This is a genomic window from Flammeovirga aprica JL-4, from assembly GCF_012844305.1.
Classification (GTDB): Bacteria; Bacteroidota; Bacteroidia; order Cytophagales; family Flammeovirgaceae; genus Flammeovirga; species Flammeovirga aprica.
The window spans coordinates 1-18,845 of sequence record NZ_JABANE010000081.1 but is presented as its reverse complement, the minus strand read 5'-3'; the positions used below and the strand labels follow the sequence as shown (position 1 = coordinate 18,845).

Below are 18,845 nucleotides of genomic sequence, written 5' to 3'. Positions count from 1 at the left end.
AGTTATAATCACAACAATTAATCATTAAAAAAAACGGAATGCGGTAACACCCCGTTTTTATGAAACAAATTCTGATGATTACAACCAGAATCAAGCTCTTGTTCAACTGCCTATTTCGTTACATTTTGTTCATTTTCGAATTTATCCCAGTCTTCCTCAAACTTCTCCACAACAGAATCAGAAAACTGATAATGGTGCATCATTTGTGAGCCTGATTCCAAAATAGCTTCGACTTCCTCCACCCACTCATCTTCAACCACCGCAACAATTGCTGATGTTCCTGGATGAATAGATTCTTTGATATCTTTTAGTAGATCTGTTGGGACGTTAAGTGCTTCACTATTTAGCCAACCTGCAATAGCTCCACCTCCTACTCCTGCAGCAAGAGAACCAGCTATAACTTGTGATGCAAATACTGCCGCGCCGTACATAGCTCCAACAGGGCCTACGAGCATACCGATCAAACCACCGACTACTGCTCCCCAGAACGCATCACGGCCTTCAGTGTCATGAAGCACTGTTTTTCCTTCTTTACTTTTGGTGATTACAGTGTAAGCTTTAAGGTCTAGCTCATCTTTCTTTTCTTTTGAAGATAGAATTTTGAATTCTTCGTCTGCTTTGTGCTCTTCGTTATAGATTGCTACGATTAATTTTTTTGAAGTTTTCATAATAATTTTGGTTAATTCTGATATTAGCATTTGTACAATTAAAAATGGTAGTAGTAATTGTTCAACTGCTTAAAAAATACATTAACAATGTTAGATAAATGTTACTATTTTTTGGTGATGATAGTCACTAAAATACTTTTCACTTCAAAAGTGAAATAATTAAACACTGAATATCAGTCATTTACATTCTTCAGTATTCACATAAACCTTAATAAAAACCCTTAAATACCTTCATAAGCTTCCTCAGATGAGACTTCACATAAAAAAAACGGAATGCAACTCGCATCCCGTTTTTACTAAGAGTAATTGTCAATTCATATATTAATTTGTTGGGTTATTTATTTTTTCAAATTCTTTCCAGTCTTCTTCAAACTTTTCAACTACAGTATCAGTAAATTGATAGTGATGAAGCATTTCAGCGCCAGCTTCTAAAACGGCCTCTACTTCATCTACCCAATCTTCATCTACCACAGCTACAATGGCTGAAGTTCCTGGATGAATAGATTCTTTGATATCCTTTAATAAGTCGGTAGGTATTTTCAATGCATCACTGTTCAGCCAACCTGCTATGGCTCCAACTCCCACTCCTGCCGCTACAGAACCTGCAAATACTTCCGCTGCAAATAAAGCCGCTCCGTAAATTGCTCCTACAGGACCTACCAACATTCCAATCAAACCTCCAATCACCGCACCCCAAAAAGCATCACGACCTTCCGTATCGTGAAGTACAGTTTTACCTTCTTTGCTCTTTGTGACAACTGTGTAAGCTTTCAAGTCTAGTTCATCCTTCTTCTCTTTATTTGAGAGGATCTTGAACTCTTCATTGGCTTTGTGCTCGTCATTATAGACTGCAACAATAAGTTTTTTAAAAGTTTTCATCTTAAGTACTAGTTTGGTAAATATAATCGCTTGAGTTATTTGTATTATCTACACTTACAATTTCATATATTTAATGTACTTTTTTGATGACGAGCATCACTTAATCAACTTCTTTTATCATTGTTACTTGCTGATTATCAACAACTCTGTTCGTTACTTCCCATATCGTTTTTAGGACTGAATTCTGGAGTTCTACGATCATATCTTCAGTATATGGATCAGGTAAAATCACATTATTATCTTTGGGATAAGAGGGTAAAACGGGTAAACTTTCGTTCTTCAGCTGATCTATTGCGGTGATTAGATAAGTATAATCCTCCAAAGAATTAGTTCTTTCATCAACAAAAGATGTTTGAGAAGAAGGAATCATAGCAATCATATTTCTAATATCTTCAATATCAGGAAGTCTACCATTGACCGATGAATAAACAGCATAATACTTCGGTAAATCACCATCTTTTGCTTCCTCAGGAGTTTCCCATTGGAGTTTAACACCATTTTCTATGGCCATTATTTTCGGAGAAGCAGGAGCATTAGGTTTTGTAGCATCCACCCATGGCATAAGAGGAGGCAAAGCCGGATACTCGTAAAATTGCATTAAACTATCTGCTACTCCCCCTTGGTTATTTAACAGAGAAGTGGAGTTATAATAAACGCTTCCCAACACCGCATCTAAATCCCTGCAATGCTGGATCTGAATTGGCATCTCATTGTTATCTCTCCACCCTCTTTCAAGGCTTACTTGCACTCTATAAGTGGCATGTCCAATGTATAAATGCTTGCCAAATGTGTTTTGTGACCACCATGTCACAAGAGGTTTAAAAGGTATTTTACGATGTTTGGAACTCTGATAAACTTGAGGTGCTACATAATCTATCCATCCATTCTGTAACCAAAGTCTGACATCTGCATAAAGATGATCATAAGAAGTATACCCTGATTTTGTAGGTGATCCATCCATGTCCATTCTATCATTTCTCCAAACACCATATGGACTTATACCAAATTTTAACCCCGGTCTTTTCTGTACTACTAATTCATGTACTTCTTCAATAAATGAATTAATATTACTTCGCCTCCAATCACGTATATTTTCACCGGCTACTTTGTATTTCCTGTAAGTAGATTTATCCCCTTTTATTTCACCATGATCAGGATAGGGATAAAAATAATCGTCAAAATGAAGAGCGTCTATATCATAATTGGAAATCAACTCTTCAATTACCTTCACAATATAATTTCGTGCTTCGGGTATGCCCGGATTAAGAATAGCCAATTTGTGATATTTCAATATCCACTCAGGGTGTGTTTTAGCGATATGATCCTCCGCTACATTCACATAATCTGTATTAGTAATTGCTCTAAAAGGATTGACCCATGCATGAAACTCCATCCCTCTTTTGTGTGTTTCATGGATCATAAATTCCAAAGGATCGTAAAAGGGAGAAGGAGGCTGTCCTTGTTTTCCTGATACACATTTAGCCCAAGGCTCATAATTACTTGGGTAAATCACATCAGCACTTGCTCTTACTTGAACAATGACGGTGTTGATTCCCCTGGTTTTATGAAAATTCAATAACCGAATAAATTCTTCTTTCTGCTGTGATGCATTGTCATGAATATCGTAAGGCCAATCAATTGCATTTAATGTGGCCACCCAAACTCCTCTAAACTCTCTTTTTGGATATTGTTCTTGACCAAATAATTGAAAAGTAAGTAAAACAGTAGTAACAAAAAGTAATATACACCTCATTATCAAATATTTAAGGAAATATTGAAAAGAGCACTTTAACTAAAAAAAACTCTATACACTTGTATTAAAAACAACTCTAAATTTACGATCTTATTTTGATTTTTTTAATGAATTGATCATTTAATCCCTTAAATTTTACTGTTTCTTTTATATTAAAGAAATGCAATACCTTTTATATTAGGGAAAATTAGAATCACTTAATACATTTGTGACTCACAAAGTCAACATTATGCATCATTTTTTAAGACAATACTATACCTTTTTTATTTACCTCATCGCAGGGTGTTCTTTTATGAGTTGTAACTTTTTTGGGCTTGATCAAGAACTGGATCACTTTACGATTCAGAACTTACAGCTGACTTCCAATAACTCTTATTATTATTTGACACCTCCTAACACAGTTATTGAGCGTTTACCTTACACGTATTCTAATACAAGGGATAGTGTTTTTCAAAAATTACAAATCGAAAATACTAGAGCAAAAAAAGTAAGTTTCAATAGAATTAATTTTAGTGTTTCTATACCTTCTGATTCAACTTTAAATATCATTGAAACAGTTGATGTATTTCTTAGCAACACCAAAGATCAGAAAACAAGAGTAGGTTACTTAAGTGACTTGCCTGCCAATATTTCAGATAAATCTCTTGATCTCTTTTTAACAGTAAATAGTGATAGTGCTGGTCTTATAATGCAGGCCGACACAGTTTATTTTATCACAGAAATCAGCTTGAAAAGCACCGTAAGAAGTGACTCATTGACTTTCCTGACGGCTGGAGAGTTTGTCATTGGCGGTCAATAAAATATAAAAGAGTAAGAAAAGAGAATAACAACCTTAAGAGTTAAGATGAAAAGTACTGAAACTAATGCAGTACCATTCGATCTAGTTATAAATGCTACAACAAAATATTCTACACCCCTCTTAACTCTTAACTCTTAACTCTTAACTCTTAACTCAAATTAAGCTGTCATTTATTCTAGTACTTAATCACCAATTCAATAAATTAAATTCAATGAAAAAACTTTATCTTCTGTTACCCTTTCTTTTAGGGTCTGTAATGGCATTGGCCCAGCAAAATCAAAGTGTATTGACCTTTGATGAAATCATGAGCGGTGAAGACTATATTGGAAAATCACCTTCAAAACCATTTTGGGCTAAAGATTCCAAGACCATTTATTTTTATTGGAATAAAGAGAATAATGCTTTTGAGTCTTTGTATAAGGTAGATATAAAAACTAAAAAATACTCCAAAGTTAGCCCTGAAGAAGAAAAACAACTTCCATCTGCAAGGGGTAACTGGAATAACGATCAGACTAAAAAAGTTTACATTAAAGACAATAACGTTTTTGTGTATAATTTCAAGAAGGGCCTTCAACAGCAGATTACTAATACAACTGACCGAAAATCTGGTGTGAAGTTTTTAGATGACAACACCAAAATCGCCTATAAACAAGGCGATAACATTTTCATTTGGGATGAAAAAACAGGTGTTACCCATCAACTTACAAATTTTGTTAGAGGAAGTGCTCCTCGTTCTGTAAAAGCTAGTCCTCAACAGGAGTTTTTAAATGAACAGCAAAAAGAACTGTTTGAAATTGTAAGACTTAGAGAAGAAAGAAAAGAAGCAAAGCAAGAGCATAAAGAACTTGTGAGTAACAAAGGCAAAGAAAAGGTTTACTTGAACGGTCAATATGTTTCTAATGTAGTCGTAAGTAATGATGCCAATTACGCTGTATACTCTCTAGGTAAAAGTGCTGGCAGTTATGCCACTGAAATGCCTGTGTGGGTCGAAGGTACTGGATATGTTAAAATGCAAAATGCAAGACCAAAAGTAGGCAGTCCTGAAGATACATTTAAAAGTTTTGTTTACGACATACAAAAAGATACTGTATATAGCATAGATCTCAGTAAACTATCAGGAATTAAAGATACACCGAAGTACTTTGAAAACTACCCTGAAAGAGATTCTTCTTTATTGAATCAGATGAGACAGGTGGTAATGCATCCTCCTCAATTTTCGCCGAATAAAAACTATGCAGTAGCTGATGTAAGAGCCTATGATAACAAAGACAGATGGTTGATTCAGATTAACCTTCAAGATGGTTCTTTTACGGAAATTGACAGACAGCATGATGATGCGTGGGTTGGTGGACCAGGTATTAGCGGATGGAATTTCTGGGTCGGCCCTATCGGATGGTTAAATGATAATACACTTTGGTATCAATCTGAAAAAACAGGGTTCTCTCATTTGTATACATATAATGCAGAGACAAAAGAAACAAAAGCTATCACTGCTGGAGATTTTGAGATTCATAAAACTGAAGTTTCAAAGGATAAAAAGTTCTTCTATTTGACCTCAAATAAAGAAAACAGCAGTGAAGTCCATTTTTATAAAGTAAGTATTGATGGTGGTGAAATGACTAAGCTTACATCAGCAGTCGGACATCACTCTGCTACTCTTTCACCTGATGAAAAGTACTTTGCTGATATCTACTCTTATTCCAACAAACCTGAGGAATTATACATTCAGGCCAATAAATCTGGAAGTGATTGGGTGAAAGTAACAAAATCTACTACTGAAGCATTTGACAAGTATGAGTGGAGAGTACCTGAAGTTGTTACTTTCAAAGCAAAAGACGGTCAAAGTGTTCACGCAAGATTGTATAAGCCAGAAGCTAGTAAGGATCAGCACAAAGCCGTTTTATTTGTACATGGTGCAGGTTATCTTCAAAATGTTCACAACTGGTGGAGTGTTTATTACAGAGAATATATGTTCCATAATATGCTAGTTGACAACGGTTATACTGTTCTTGATATTGACTACAGAGCTTCATCAGGCTATGGTAGAGACTGGAGAACTGGAATTTACCGTCATATGGGTGGATTAGATTTGTCGGATCATGTAGATGGAGCTCAGTTTTTAATCAAGGAACATGGTATTGATAAAGACCGCATTGGTATTTATGGAGGTTCTTATGGTGGATTCATTACTTTAATGGCTATGTTCAATGAAAGTGAGACCTTTAAAGCAGGCGCTGCCATTCGTTCTGTAACAGACTGGGCACATTATAACCACCCATACACTTCCAATATTTTAAATACTCCTGCACTGGACCCTGAGGCATTCAAGAAAAGTTCTCCTATTTACTTTGCTGAAGGATTGAAAGGAAATCTGTTGATATTGCATGGAATGGTTGACGATAATGTTCAATTTCAGGATGTGGTAAGATTATCACAAAGGCTGATAGAGTTGAAGAAAGAAAATTGGGATATGGCTATTTACCCGATTGAACCTCACGGATTTAAAGAAACAACAAGCTGGATAGATGAATACAAAAGAATTTTCAATCTATTCCAAGAAAAATTATAAATTTGAATAAATTAAACAGCTACTCCACAAAAGAGTAGCTGTTTTAGAATTATCTTTTGTATTTTTCTTATATTTCAAAATGAACGCTACTTTTTAATTGTTTAAGAAATTAGACTCACTCGAACTATGGAAGAAGTAAAACAGCATGACTTGGACTGCAAAAACCTGAACTGTCCAATGCCAATTGTAAAAATTGCAAAGACGATAAGAACCATGGAAATAAATGAGCAGTTAAAGGTGACTGCCACAGACCCTGCTTTCAAAGCGGATGTTGAAGCATGGATTAGAAAAACAGGACATCTTTTAATTTCATATACAGAAGAAGGGAAAAATAGAGTTGCTCTTATAGAAAAAACTAAATAACTTTTATAGATCATGGAAGACCAAAAACTTAAAGAATATATAGATGCTCTTGTAGAAGAAAAAGTAAACGAAAAGACCTTAGCATTTCAAAAAGAGTTAGAAAGCATTCAACATCAGCTCAGCACTGTGCAAGTGAAAGAGAATGAAAAGATAACTATGCTTGTGACAAGCTTTGAATTAGACAAAGTAATACCTGCATTTATTATTGCAAATGGTGCTGCAAGTTTTGGAATGGATGTCACTTTATTTTTTACTTTGTGGGGTATTAATGCTCTAAAAGAAAAGTCGATTTATAAAGGAAAAAACATCAAAGAAAAAATGATCACCATGATGTTACCAAGCACTCCTAAATCTACCACAATTTCAAGATTGAATATGATGGGAGTTGGTACTAGCATGATGAAAATGATGATGAAAGAAAATAACATCGAAACACTTCCTGACCTTATTGATCTTTCTGTTGATATGGGTGCAAAACTGATTGCCTGTCAGATGACAATGGGCATGATGGGAATCACCACTGACGAAATACGCAAAGATGTTGATTTTGGAGGAGTAGCTTTATACATTGAAGAAGCTTCTGAATCAAACATCACACTTACTTTTTAAACTTGAATACTTTCATATGAAAGTTGATGACCTACAAAATAAAATCAAGGAACTTGAAAAGCAACTCAGCGCTAAAGACGAGGAAATAAAACGACTGAAGGAGAGCGAAACTTCTCTTGCAGACGCTAACGTCCGTATTGCCGAACTTTTTATGGACCTTGAAGATGCTCAAGATCGAATCATTGATCAAAAAAATGAAATCCAGCAACAAAATGAAGAATTAAGCGAGCATTTAGAAGAACTGTCCATGATCAATGAACAGTTGAATATTGCACAAACCTTGAATCAGAATTTACAGAATCATAAGCTTCAGGCTGATATCATCAGAAGAGCTCATGAGAAGGTTTTGAGCAGCATTCATTATGCACAGAATATTCAGAGAAGTATTTTTCCTTCTTCTGAAACGCTTCGCAATAACCTCTCTAAATACTTCAAAATATTCACACCTAAGGATCTAGTGGGTGGGGACTTTTACTGGAGTAAGAAAATTGGTAATCATAATATTTTTGTTGTTGCGGATTGTACAGGACATGGTGTTCCGGGGGCTTTTATGACACTTATCACTATCACTTTACTGGATCGTTTTGTGGTAGAGCAAAAAATTGTAGACCCCAAAGTGCTCAATGAAAAGATTGATGAAGCTATCATCACTCTGCTAAAACAAGAAGGGGAAAATAGCAACAGAGACAGTGTGGATATGGTTATCTTTTCTGAAGATTACCAAAATAAAACGGTTACAATTTCCAGCGCCAAAAGAACCTACTACAGAAGTTCTGATTATGGCGAGCTAGAGGTGGTAAAAGGAGATCGATATACTGTTGGTGATAATTCTGTAGAGCAGAAAGTTTTCACCAATAAGGTTTTTGACCGAAAAATTGGTGACCGTTATTATTTCTTCTCTGATGGTGTGACGGATCAGTTTGGTGGACCTAGAAACAAAAAGTTAGGTTCTAAAAACTTAATTCGATTCCTTAATACCATTCAATCAAAACCGCTTTTCCAACACCAAAGTCTATTGGAAGATTTCCTAACGGAATGGATGGAAGATGAGCCTCAGATTGATGATATTATTATTACAGGTCTAGAAATTTCTTAAGAATATGAACGGTAGGTTCTTCTAATAATTAAAAGAACCTACCATCAATTTATTTCCATCTTTATCTAACAACTCTAAGGCAAAGTTTCCTTGCTCATCTTTTTCATTTGAAACTTTCACTTCTAAGTCTCTGCTAGGCAATTTTACAGGCTTTATAAATTTCACTCCCATCATTTTAAGATTGGTATTCAAGCTGTTTTGAATCATTTCATATACTTTAGCATACATTCCGAAACCATGTAAAATAATTCCTTTGAAAGGTGTTGCTTTCGCAATAAAATCTACCCAGTGCAGTGGATTAAGGTCTCCTGTTAGCACACCAAATTCAAAACCCGCATTTTTATCAACTGACCATTCCCCTATTGATTTATAAGTCAATGTATCTTTTTCAGATCTCGATGTGTTTGATTTTTCCTTTTTACCAATAATAAATGAAACGAATAACAGTACTTCAATGCACAATTGTTCCTTCTCAAAAATCATCATTTTCTGCCTGACTTTTGCCCTTCCATTCTCCTCTTCAATACTGAGGATTTCCGTTTTTAAATCTATTTTATGATTTCCTGAAAGTGCTTGATAATTCTTGATTTCAACCCCTTGGTTTATGATTTTGGCTAAAGGGTATTTCAACTGGTTTAGGACATTCAACCCAAACGAAAGTGCAAATTGACACAACATATGAGGAGGTAATCCATCATATCTCCCCTCTTCTGCACCTGCCCATTTTTTATAAGCTTCCTGTAATTCTTTAGTAGGTGGCACTACCGTTTTAGTTTGAAGACCAGGTTTTACTCCAGTGTTCTTTTTAAGGAATGGTAATACAGTTTGAAAAAAAGTTCTGCCCACTACATAAAGCATAGGACCTTGTTGTAAAAGAAATTTTTTGGAGACTTTCATATATAAAAATTAAAACGTCCTATTTAAAATCAGAATTACTGCCTTCATAAGTACTAGGACAAAATTAATAGATTAATTGAACATTTAAAGTTTGAAAGAACTTTGCAAAAAGAAAGGGTTAAGCATTTACTCAACCCCATCTTTAAAAATCTTAAAATTTATTTTCGATAAACCCTTTTGACGGTATTGTATGTTTTAATGAAATACCACCCTTTTGGTAACTGTGAAAGTGATAATTGTGTTAGATTTTGCTCTACTTCTATGCCCACTTGAGCTGTATATTCTTTCCCTAATTGATTAAAAACAGAAACAGTACTATTATCTGTTCGAATTATATTAACAATATCATCTGTGATCGTCGGATAAATTCTAGTGACATTATTGGATTGATTGAGGTTCAATTCCAAATAGTAAAACGTGTAGTTCCCATCAAAATCCACTTGCTTTAAGCGGTAAAATATTTTATCCGATCCATAATTGGACTTGCTGTCTTGGTATTCATAATATGAACGTAATTGAGTACTTCCGTTGCCTTCTATTTCTGTGATTCTCTCCCATTTTTTTTGATCATAAGAGTATTCCAAAAGGAAAAAATCATTATTTAATTCAGTAGCTGTAATCCATTTTATATTTAACTTATCTCCTTCAACTTCTCCATAAAAAGCAATCAACTCTACAGGAAGGTCAGCACTTACATTTTCAATTTTTGCAGAATAAGGACGAGGATAGGGATCATATTCTGTTAGTGTAGCGATAACCCAATCATCCGTTGAGAAATTATTAAAATTACTCAGTAGCTCAAAATCTAATGTTGAAATAGGATTGATACCATCCTGTGGTTTTAAAGTAATATCATAAATATCGATTCCTAGTTCAGTTTCATTCATATAACCTGAACTTTGATCAAAATAAGTATCTGTAATTCCTCCATCCGTTCTATTATCCGACCCTGCAACTCCACCAAGCCTTCCATCAACAATCAAATTTCCAACATCGGTTACTGTTGAGACAGCATATGAAGCTGTTACGGTTGATAATGAAAAATTTCCTCCGACAATTCCGCCCAAACGATCTGCATCTGTCTGTAAAATCAATTCCATAATAGCATTTGTTTTAGCAATAGAACTGCCATTATTATTATCTCCTACAATGCCTCCTACTCTATCTTTTCCTTTTATTTTACCAGAAGCCATGGCGTATTGCACAGTACTTGCTTCATCATTCTTACCCACAATTCCGCCGGCACAACGATCTTCTGCCACAATATCTAGGGTTTTCACTACAACGTTAGAGGTATTGGTGGCTTGACATTGTCCTATAACCCCTCCAGCATGTGATGTCACATTGATATTAATATTTTCGAGGACTGCAGTTGTAATAGATGTACTTTCAATAGCCTGTCCCATTACTCCTCCAGCATAAGAAACCGCATTAATGACAAGATTATTCACCTCAACATCCGTAACAATAGTTTCTTTCGTTGCCCTGCCAATTACACCTCCTGCACGGTTCGCATTTGACGTGATTTCTGTATTGTCAACGAATATATTTGAGATAGATCGGGTCCCTCCTTCATTCCAAGTCACACCTGCAAGCCCGCCTACGTTGTTGTCTCCATCAGATTCGACCTTAATCGCTTCTACTGTAATATTTGTAATATTACCGAGCCTGTGCTGACCTATCATTCCTCCAACTGTACCAACGCCTTTTACCTGCGCCGTACCTGTTGCTGAACTTTTTAATGTGATATTGCTTACATAATCAGAAACTGCCATTCTCCCTACCAAGGCACCTGTGAAATATTGGCCTTCAATATCAAAATCTTCCAGTACGAGGTTATTGATGAAGGATGTGCTCTCATTAATATTCCCGAACATACCCACATAATCTGTTGTAGGAAGTGAGATCGTCAAATTGGATATTGTAAAATTGTTGCCGTTTAAACTTCCTTTAAATGAAGATCCATCTCTTCCTATTGGCGTGTACGCTTTTGCGGGTGTTGCAGAAGGAGATGCATCAATATCGGCCGTTAAAACATAATGATCTTTCCAATAGCTTTCATTTTGGCCTATGAACAACAAATGCTCATAGTCACTGATTTGATAGGGATCTGCAGTTGTACCCGAACCTAGCGAAGGGGCAGTTTGCGCCAAAGAAAAGGACATATGAAATAGTAGCAGAAAATAAGTAGTCGTTAATATCTGTTTCATAGAAATGTAAATAAGTAAGTAAATAATAAGTAATCTTAATAAGTAGTATGGGAAGTGTGCTTTATACAATCGATTGCGCTATTTTACCATTCAGACAAATGATAAAATATATTCGAAAATTATTTTTCAAGATTTTTAAAATGCTTAATAAAAAGCTAGTCATAAATAAATGAAGTAAGTAGTCTGTAAAAAATATCATTTCATGGTATTGCATTGGAGTCACACATTCCAAATGCATCCTTTTGTAATTAAAAAAGAGCAGAGTAAATATCTATAAGAGTTTTCTACTTTCAAAAAAAAGAGGGATAAATATTAAACTTTACATGCTTAATATTCATCCCTCCTATTATTTTTATAATATTCAGATTTACAATAGACTACAGAAGACTTTCCCAGCCACCGGCATTATATACCTGCTTGACTCCTGCCGCTTCAATTAATGCTTTTGCCACTCCGGCTCTTCCACCAGAAAGACAACAAACAATCAATGGTGAACCTAACTGCTTCACTTCTTCTATTCTTGATTGAATTTCATTGACTGATATATTTACAGAACCCTCTATATGTCCTTCGTTAAATTCTGCCTCTGATCTAACATCAAGTATCTTTGCTCCATCTGCTATTAATTGATTGATATCCATTGTATTTTTATTTAATTGAAAACTTATTTATTTAACTACTCACAAAAATAACGAGTAATAAAGAACACAACTGTAACAAATATCACATTACAAATGGTTCACTAATAATAGCCCTCAATTACATAAAGTACTGAATATTACGATTTAAACTAAACCTTTAACGCCTTATTTAATTCCTCAACTGAAGGAGCAAAAGAGTAACCGCCAGAAACAGCAGTTGAAAATTCCATGATTCTATCTGAAACACCGTCTTCAGTATTTCCTAGCATTCGATCCAATTGAATGTCTACACGGAAAGGGTCACAAGTATAAGCAATAAAGAATAAACCTCTTTCTACAGCAGAACCGTAAGGGAATGATCTTCTCCAGATTTTCATAGCAACACCATCATGCTTAGCATCCGTTCTAGAAACATGAGAGTTCTCCGGCATATCATCTCCTTCCAATTCAATACTTTCCTGCTTCGTTCTACCAATGATTTTTTCCTGAACGCTTACAGGCAACTGATTAAATTTCTCTAAATCATGCACCCATTTCTGATGAAATACAAAGCTTCCATTTCCTCCATTCTCATTCTCAGGTATCAAAGCAGCAGGATATTTCTTCTCCTCTTTTGGGTTTGCTGATCCATCTACAAATCCTGTCAAATCTCTATAGTCTTTGTATACAAACCCATTTTCTGAAAGTACTACTTCAAAAGTACCCTTTAAAGCCTCTTCAATACGAATTGTTTGATCCAAAACAAGGGATTGATCCTTACCCAATACTCTAAAATAAAGATCGTTTTGAGTGGATGGCATCTGATGTCCATTTTTCCCTTGCAGTGTGGCAAAATCTTTAAAATTATCTAATTCAAGATCAGACAACATAGACCACAACTCTTTCCCGAAGGAAATTACAACATAAACATTATCAGACTTTTCATTTAAAATAGAGCTGATTGATTTTTTAATTTTAGCAATGTCATTCTCAACTAATTTGTATTCTGAGACATTAAAATTATTCGCATCTTCTATAAAGATACCTTCCTGATAAGTAGGCATTTCGGTGTGTTTTGATTAATATTGTAGATTATTTTTTCAAAGATAAGACATCACTTCAGCTTTTTATGGTGATTATGATTATAAAATAACTTTAGGGAACAGAATTTAATCATAAATAATACTAATATTAATAACCATTTAATAGCAAAATCTTGGATTGAAGGTGAGTGATACTTTTTTTCGTTATCTTGCATTAGTGCAACAACAACTATATAACATTATAAACTACTAAGTTTTGACTAAATTAATCTATAATATTTTCATTTTACCTATAACGTTGCTTCCATTCAGGCTACTTTATATTTTCTCAGATGTACTTTATTTTATCTTCTATAAATTACTAAGATACCGTACTTCTGTAGTAAGTGAAAACTTAAGAAATTCTTTCCCAGAGAAATCAAAAGCAGAGTTAAAACACATCGAAAGTGAGTTTTACAAGCATTTATGTGATATCATTTGCGAAAGCTTCAAAGTATTCAACATCAAAAGAGAAGAAATCTTTGAAAGATGTGTGTATGAAGACTTAGATCTTATTGAAAAATACAAAGACCGCAATATCTGTATTGTTGGAGGCCACTATAATAATTATGAATATGCTGCCACTACCGCTACAGGATGGGCCGGCAGAGAGGTAAGTTGCTTATTTTCTAAACTCAGTAATGAGTTCTTTAATAATAGAATTGCAGAATCAAGAAGTCAGTTTGGCCTACAAATGATACAAAAGGATTATGCAAAAGAATTCTTCAGTAAAAAACATGAAAAGCCTTTCGGTTTAATTTTCGGTGCAGATCAATCACCTACCTATAGTAAGAATGTGATTTGGATGAATTTCCTCAATCAAGAAACCGCTTGCTTTTTCGGTCCTGAAAAATATGCAAAGGAAAACGATATGGTTGTAATCTATACTCGAATTACTAAAACGAAAAGAGGATATTATAAAGTTAACTTTGAGTTAGTGACGGATAAACCACTGTTAGAACCTCATGGTGAAATTACGGTCAAACATAACCGTATTTTAGAAAAGGATATCATCAAGAATCCTCAGTATTGGTTATGGACGCATAAAAGATGGAAAAGAACCAGAAGACCTGAAGAGGTAATTATGGAAACCACTTATGCATAGAGACATAAAAAAACTCCTTGATCTTAGTATGAAATTCAAGGAGTTTTTTTATGAGGCACTAAGTAAATTATTTACCCAATACTAGGAAACTGCCATTCAGCAAGTTTTCTTTATTGTATTTAAATTCTTCATCTTCTGTGTTGCCTACATAAACAGTACCGCCTGCAGCTTCCACTACAGCTTGTCCTGCCGCAGTATCCCACTCCATTGTTGGTCCATGTCTATAATAAACATCAGCTTTACCTTCCGCTACCATACAGAATTTTAAAGAACTACCCACAGACATTGCATCTGTTACTTGATATTTCTCTAAGATTTCTTCTTCTGCCGGATTTGCATGTGACTTAGATCTTACAGCCACTCTGTCAGAAGCTTTCCATTCTACGTTGATTGGATCAAGGATACCATTTTCTCCTTTTTTAGCTCCTACTCCATCAATACCTATATAAATAACATCTTTTACAGGAACATAGATCACGCCTAAAACAGGTTTCTTATTAGAGATCAGAGCAATATTTACAGTAAACTCTCCATTTCTATTGATAAACTCTTTTGTACCGTCTAATGGATCTACGCACCAATACGTTTCCCAGTCTTTTCTTTCATCATAAGACATTTCTTTACCCTCTTCCGATAAAATTGGGTAATCAAATTTAGACAATCCTTTCATGATCACTTCATGTGAAGCTTTATCTGCTAATGTTAAAGGTGAATTATCTGACTTTACTTCTACCCCTAAATCTTCTTGTTTATATATCTCCAAAATTGCTCTACCTGCATCAACAGCAATCTGAATCAATTCTTCCGATAATTTCTCTAAATCCATCGTAATTGTTATTGTTTAATTTATTATTTATTTCTGACATCAAAAATAAGGCTAACAATGGAGATAAAACAAATTATTTTACATCAGAACATGAGGACGAGCAGGTTTAATTGGTTCAGGCAATGGAACATTTCCTAATTCATCTTTAATATTGATCTCAATCGTTCTCGAAAGTGTGAGCATTGGGGTGTCAGATGACTTGTCTTCAAAAGGGTCTTGTAAGTAGGTAGCGATTCTTTCAATCACCAAAAATGCTAATGCCAATGTCAAACTTGTTACAAGCAAAACTAAACCGTTTGTCTCCACTAAACCATAAGGCACAGAAAAGATAAATAAGTAAATAAGTATTTCTAATAACAATGTATACATTGAAGGGAAGACTGTATTTTTAATTCTCTCGCATTTTCCCATGGAATCCGTCAACTTGCTTAAAGTTTCATCAAGCTGTACTAGTTGATACGTATCAAGATAACCATTTTTATAGAGGTCTCTCAACATCTTCCCTTGAGTGAAAAGTAATGCATTGGGAACGTTTTTGCTTTTCATGAGTTTGGGCATCTCGTTTTTAGTCACTAGATGTCCAATGTCTTTTAGAGTATCTTGTTTTCTCAAATGCCTTGCAAGCGTATAGCACCAAGCGGCCTGCCGGAAGGACATCTCTACCACAATATCTCTAGTTTTGGGATCTGTTTTCACAAAGGTCATTAGTTGCCGCACCCATGATCTGCTATCATTGACAATTGCACCCCAAACCATCCTTGCCTCCCACCATCTTTGATAGGAAGAATTGGTTCTGAATGCTAATAATAAAGAGATTGCTGTACCCGGTACTGTGATTATACCTAAAGGCAGACTTAGATTGTTTAATAGGTGCTCGTCATCTAAAATGGAGAGAAATAGCATGTAAATGGTGATAATCAGGGCCGAAAACCATAAATCACTAACTAACCTATTCCAAGGGATATATAGTCTTGTTACCATCTAAATATATAATGTAATTCTGAAATAAAAAGTATTGGTATGTTTTTAAACTATTCATTTAAAATAGCATAATACATTCAAAAAAAAGAAAGAAATATTTTATCTCATGTAATGACTAGAAGTTTTTTCCTTTTTAAACTAAATAATTCAACAAATTCTTTTTTTCAATCAATATTCTTACACCAAAAAGCTTGAATTAACATAATAGAAAAACACCGAATTACAGCTAACTAAAAGTATATCAATGCACTTAACAAAGTGTACTTTCAGATGATAGAAAAGGATTTAAATAATAGGATAAAATTCACTAATTTACTGATATACAGTACTATTCTATTGTTATAATTTCTATACTTTAAAACTCATTCTGAATTACGCTATATTTTAAATTCTGTAACTGTACTTATACCGGGCTAGTTTATTAAGAGCTTGTTTGAAATATCTGTTTTAGTAAAAAATATCCATTTAGAACGTGCGTTTACTGGTTTCAGTCACTATTATTTTCGCTGAAATAAATTCTCTCACAACCTAAAATGGTAAATTTTCACTCGTAAAATGAAAAATTCAAACATGCTGAAATAAAAAGTATTTGATGTGAATTCTTGGTTCTTCCTCACAAGTCCTACCATGTCCTTCATGTATTTATCTGATTTATAAAGTCGACGAAATGAAGATTATGAGCTAACCCTATCTGTACCTTATAAACTATAATTTCTCTTTTAATTTAAATCATCATGAACAAGCTATTTAAGCTGGGTATTTTCACCTTGTTGCTGATTGGTTTTGCCTGTCAAACCAAAATCAACGAACATCAAATCACTCCTTATCAAAGTAATGGAGAACAATCCAACATAAGAATGCCTTTCAGTCAGAAAGTTTATCTTTTGAACAATAAAAACGGTATTTCTGATCTTTATGAGGTAAAATATGATTTTCAAGGCTTGGGAACTACTACAGTTCTGAATCATCTGAAAGCATTCCATGGACATTCTCACATGACAGTTTCACCTGATGGAGAGACACTGGTTATTGTCAATAATGGAAGTAATAAAAAAGGAATGAATGATGGAAAGGTATTCTTTTATCAACCTTCCACTGGTAATGAAATAAGCTTTAAGCTTCGAAAAGCAAATGGAAAAGGGATTGTCAATACCGGAAAGAAAGTGGGAATCACACAAGTTGATTTTGACAGAAAAGGACGTCTTTTTATCGCTGGTGGCTTCTTTGAGGTAGTACCGGCAATTGAGGAGAATGGAAAGTATAAGGCAATTAATTTTACCTCTGACACTAGATCATGGTGGGATTTTACTGCATTACAATCCTCTTCTATGGAATACCTAACTACTAAAAACTACTTAAGAGTTGCCGCTACAGATGTCGTTATTGCTGAAGGAGAGGAGGATGATCTGGATATGCTCAGAAATGATTATTTCAGCAATGATCAAACCTCAGCTTCTTTTACACCTGATAGTAAATTGAAATTTAAAGGAGGAGATATTACTTTCACACAAAGCAGTCAGGAAACAGGAGGTTTTGAAGAGGAACATCTGATTACTTTTACCCGTGCTTATGGAGGTGCGGCTATTAAAGTAAAAATTGGGATGGGTACTAATGGTAAACCGAAAGTACAAGGAGAATATTTATTCGATATTGATAAAAAAGTAACTGGTGCTGCATTAATGGGAGATAATCACGTGATTGTTTCCACGGCGGGTAGAAATTCATTTAAAGTTTATTCCCTTGATGGGGAATTGATTGTTTCTCCAAGTATTACTTTTTCTCAAGAAACTATTGATAAAGGAAAAAGCTTTACAAGAACATCTGCAGGTGATATGGCTTGCACACAGGTTTTCGACCTTGAAGGACTGAGTGGAACGGATGGTTTGGTGACAGACAGAGTGATCAGAAACGTTGGGGGAGCCAATGATAACGCTTGGTTCCATGAGCACTGGAATTTAGCAGAAATGAAACTTTACCGTCCTAATTACAGATCTGAAGTTAACATAGATGATACACCTCCTGATGTAAATAGAGATCAAAGACAAAATTCTGCCAATGCTGATATAGCTGACCTTAGACAAAAACCTAAACTATTTGCTTCTTTAGGTGGAAACGGCGGTTATGCGGTTATGAAATTCAGAGCTCCTACTGTGGTCACTAATTCTACTTATATACAGGTTGTGGAAACTACATGGGGTAGAAATCCGGATTATGAATATTCTAAGTATATGACAAAAAAATGACTCTCCATGAAATTGATTAAATTTGAATTTCGACATACAAAATTTATCAATTATGGAGAGTCAACACGAATATACGAAATTGTTTGAAAAAATAAATTCACAGATCAAAATCAACAAAGCTAGATTAGATTGTTTGACATATCTA

16 protein-coding genes are annotated in these 18,845 nt (G+C 34.6%); 7 read left to right on the top strand and 9 right to left on the bottom strand.

What is annotated here, in order from left to right; translation table 11 throughout:
• Positions 1-110: 110 nt before the first annotated feature.
• The 3 genes from HHU12_RS23545 to HHU12_RS23535 all read right to left on the bottom strand — a co-directional run bounded on the left by HHU12_RS23545 (position 111) and on the right by HHU12_RS23535 (position 3,300).
• Positions 111-668, bottom strand: coding sequence for a DUF1269 domain-containing protein (locus HHU12_RS23545; protein ID WP_169659196.1), 558 nt, complete (start codon positions 666-668; stop codon positions 111-113).
• Between the two features lie 321 nt (positions 669-989).
• Positions 990-1,547 (bottom strand): DUF1269 domain-containing protein, encoded by a 558-nt coding sequence (locus HHU12_RS23540; RefSeq protein ID WP_169659195.1) that lies wholly within the window; start codon positions 1,545-1,547, stop codon positions 990-992.
• A 100-nt stretch (positions 1,548-1,647) separates the two neighbouring features.
• Entirely contained in the window at positions 1,648-3,300 is a 1,653-nt protein-coding gene (locus tag HHU12_RS23535) for a glycoside hydrolase family 10 protein (protein WP_169659194.1), read from the bottom strand.
• A gap of 292 nt (positions 3,301-3,592) precedes the next feature.
• Between HHU12_RS23535 and HHU12_RS23530 the strand changes: the two genes are divergently transcribed.
• From HHU12_RS23530 to HHU12_RS23510, 5 genes are all read left to right on the top strand, one after another.
• Positions 3,593-4,099, top strand: coding sequence for a hypothetical protein (locus HHU12_RS23530; RefSeq protein ID WP_169659193.1), 507 nt, complete (start codon positions 3,593-3,595; stop codon positions 4,097-4,099).
• A gap of 211 nt (positions 4,100-4,310) precedes the next feature.
• Positions 4,311-6,668: a S9 family peptidase gene (locus HHU12_RS23525; protein ID WP_169659192.1), complete on the top strand. Its 2,358-nt coding sequence runs from the start codon at positions 4,311-4,313 to the stop codon at positions 6,666-6,668.
• A 126-nt stretch (positions 6,669-6,794) separates the two neighbouring features.
• Positions 6,795-7,031 carry a sulfurtransferase TusA family protein gene (locus HHU12_RS23520; RefSeq protein WP_169659191.1) on the top strand — a complete coding sequence of 79 codons (237 nt, stop codon included), beginning with the start codon at positions 6,795-6,797 and terminating at the stop codon, positions 7,029-7,031.
• Between the two features lie 12 nt (positions 7,032-7,043).
• Positions 7,044-7,640, top strand: a complete 597-nt coding sequence (locus tag HHU12_RS23515) for a DsrE/DsrF/DrsH-like family protein (protein ID WP_169659190.1) — start codon at positions 7,044-7,046, stop codon at positions 7,638-7,640.
• A 16-nt stretch (positions 7,641-7,656) separates the two neighbouring features.
• Positions 7,657-8,736, top strand: coding sequence for a SpoIIE family protein phosphatase (locus tag HHU12_RS23510; RefSeq protein ID WP_169659189.1), 1,080 nt, complete (start codon positions 7,657-7,659; stop codon positions 8,734-8,736).
• 21 nt (positions 8,737-8,757) lie between these two features.
• Here HHU12_RS23510 and HHU12_RS23505 read toward each other — a convergent pair whose 3' ends face one another.
• From HHU12_RS23505 to HHU12_RS23490, 4 genes are all read right to left on the bottom strand, one after another.
• Entirely contained in the window at positions 8,758-9,633 is an 876-nt protein-coding gene (locus tag HHU12_RS23505; protein WP_169659188.1) for a MaoC/PaaZ C-terminal domain-containing protein, read from the bottom strand.
• 158 nt (positions 9,634-9,791) lie between these two features.
• The gene (locus tag HHU12_RS23500; RefSeq protein WP_169659187.1) at positions 9,792-11,843 is read right to left on the bottom strand and encodes a hypothetical protein; all 2,052 of its coding nucleotides are present in this window, start codon (positions 11,841-11,843) and stop codon (positions 9,792-9,794) included.
• Between the two features lie 377 nt (positions 11,844-12,220).
• Positions 12,221-12,484 (bottom strand): rhodanese-like domain-containing protein, encoded by a 264-nt coding sequence (locus HHU12_RS23495; RefSeq protein WP_169659186.1) that lies wholly within the window; start codon positions 12,482-12,484, stop codon positions 12,221-12,223.
• A gap of 149 nt (positions 12,485-12,633) precedes the next feature.
• Positions 12,634-13,527, bottom strand: coding sequence for a Dyp-type peroxidase (locus HHU12_RS23490; RefSeq protein WP_169659185.1), 894 nt, complete (start codon positions 13,525-13,527; stop codon positions 12,634-12,636).
• A gap of 235 nt (positions 13,528-13,762) precedes the next feature.
• Between HHU12_RS23490 and HHU12_RS23485 the strand changes: the two genes are divergently transcribed.
• Positions 13,763-14,650: a lysophospholipid acyltransferase family protein gene (locus HHU12_RS23485; RefSeq protein ID WP_169659184.1), complete on the top strand. Its 888-nt coding sequence runs from the start codon at positions 13,763-13,765 to the stop codon at positions 14,648-14,650.
• Positions 14,651-14,717: 67 nt separating this feature from the next.
• Here HHU12_RS23485 and cysQ read toward each other — a convergent pair whose 3' ends face one another.
• Positions 14,718-15,476 (bottom strand): 3'(2'),5'-bisphosphate nucleotidase CysQ, encoded by a 759-nt coding sequence (gene cysQ / locus HHU12_RS23480; RefSeq protein ID WP_169659183.1) that lies wholly within the window; start codon positions 15,474-15,476, stop codon positions 14,718-14,720.
• 78 nt (positions 15,477-15,554) lie between these two features.
• Entirely contained in the window at positions 15,555-16,457 is a 903-nt protein-coding gene (locus tag HHU12_RS23475) for a bestrophin family protein (protein ID WP_169659182.1), read from the bottom strand.
• A 734-nt stretch (positions 16,458-17,191) separates the two neighbouring features.
• Here HHU12_RS23475 and HHU12_RS23470 point away from each other — a divergent pair.
• Entirely contained in the window at positions 17,192-18,700 is a 1,509-nt protein-coding gene (locus HHU12_RS23470; RefSeq protein WP_169659181.1) for a hypothetical protein, read from the top strand.
• Positions 18,701-18,845: the final 145 nt, after the last annotated feature.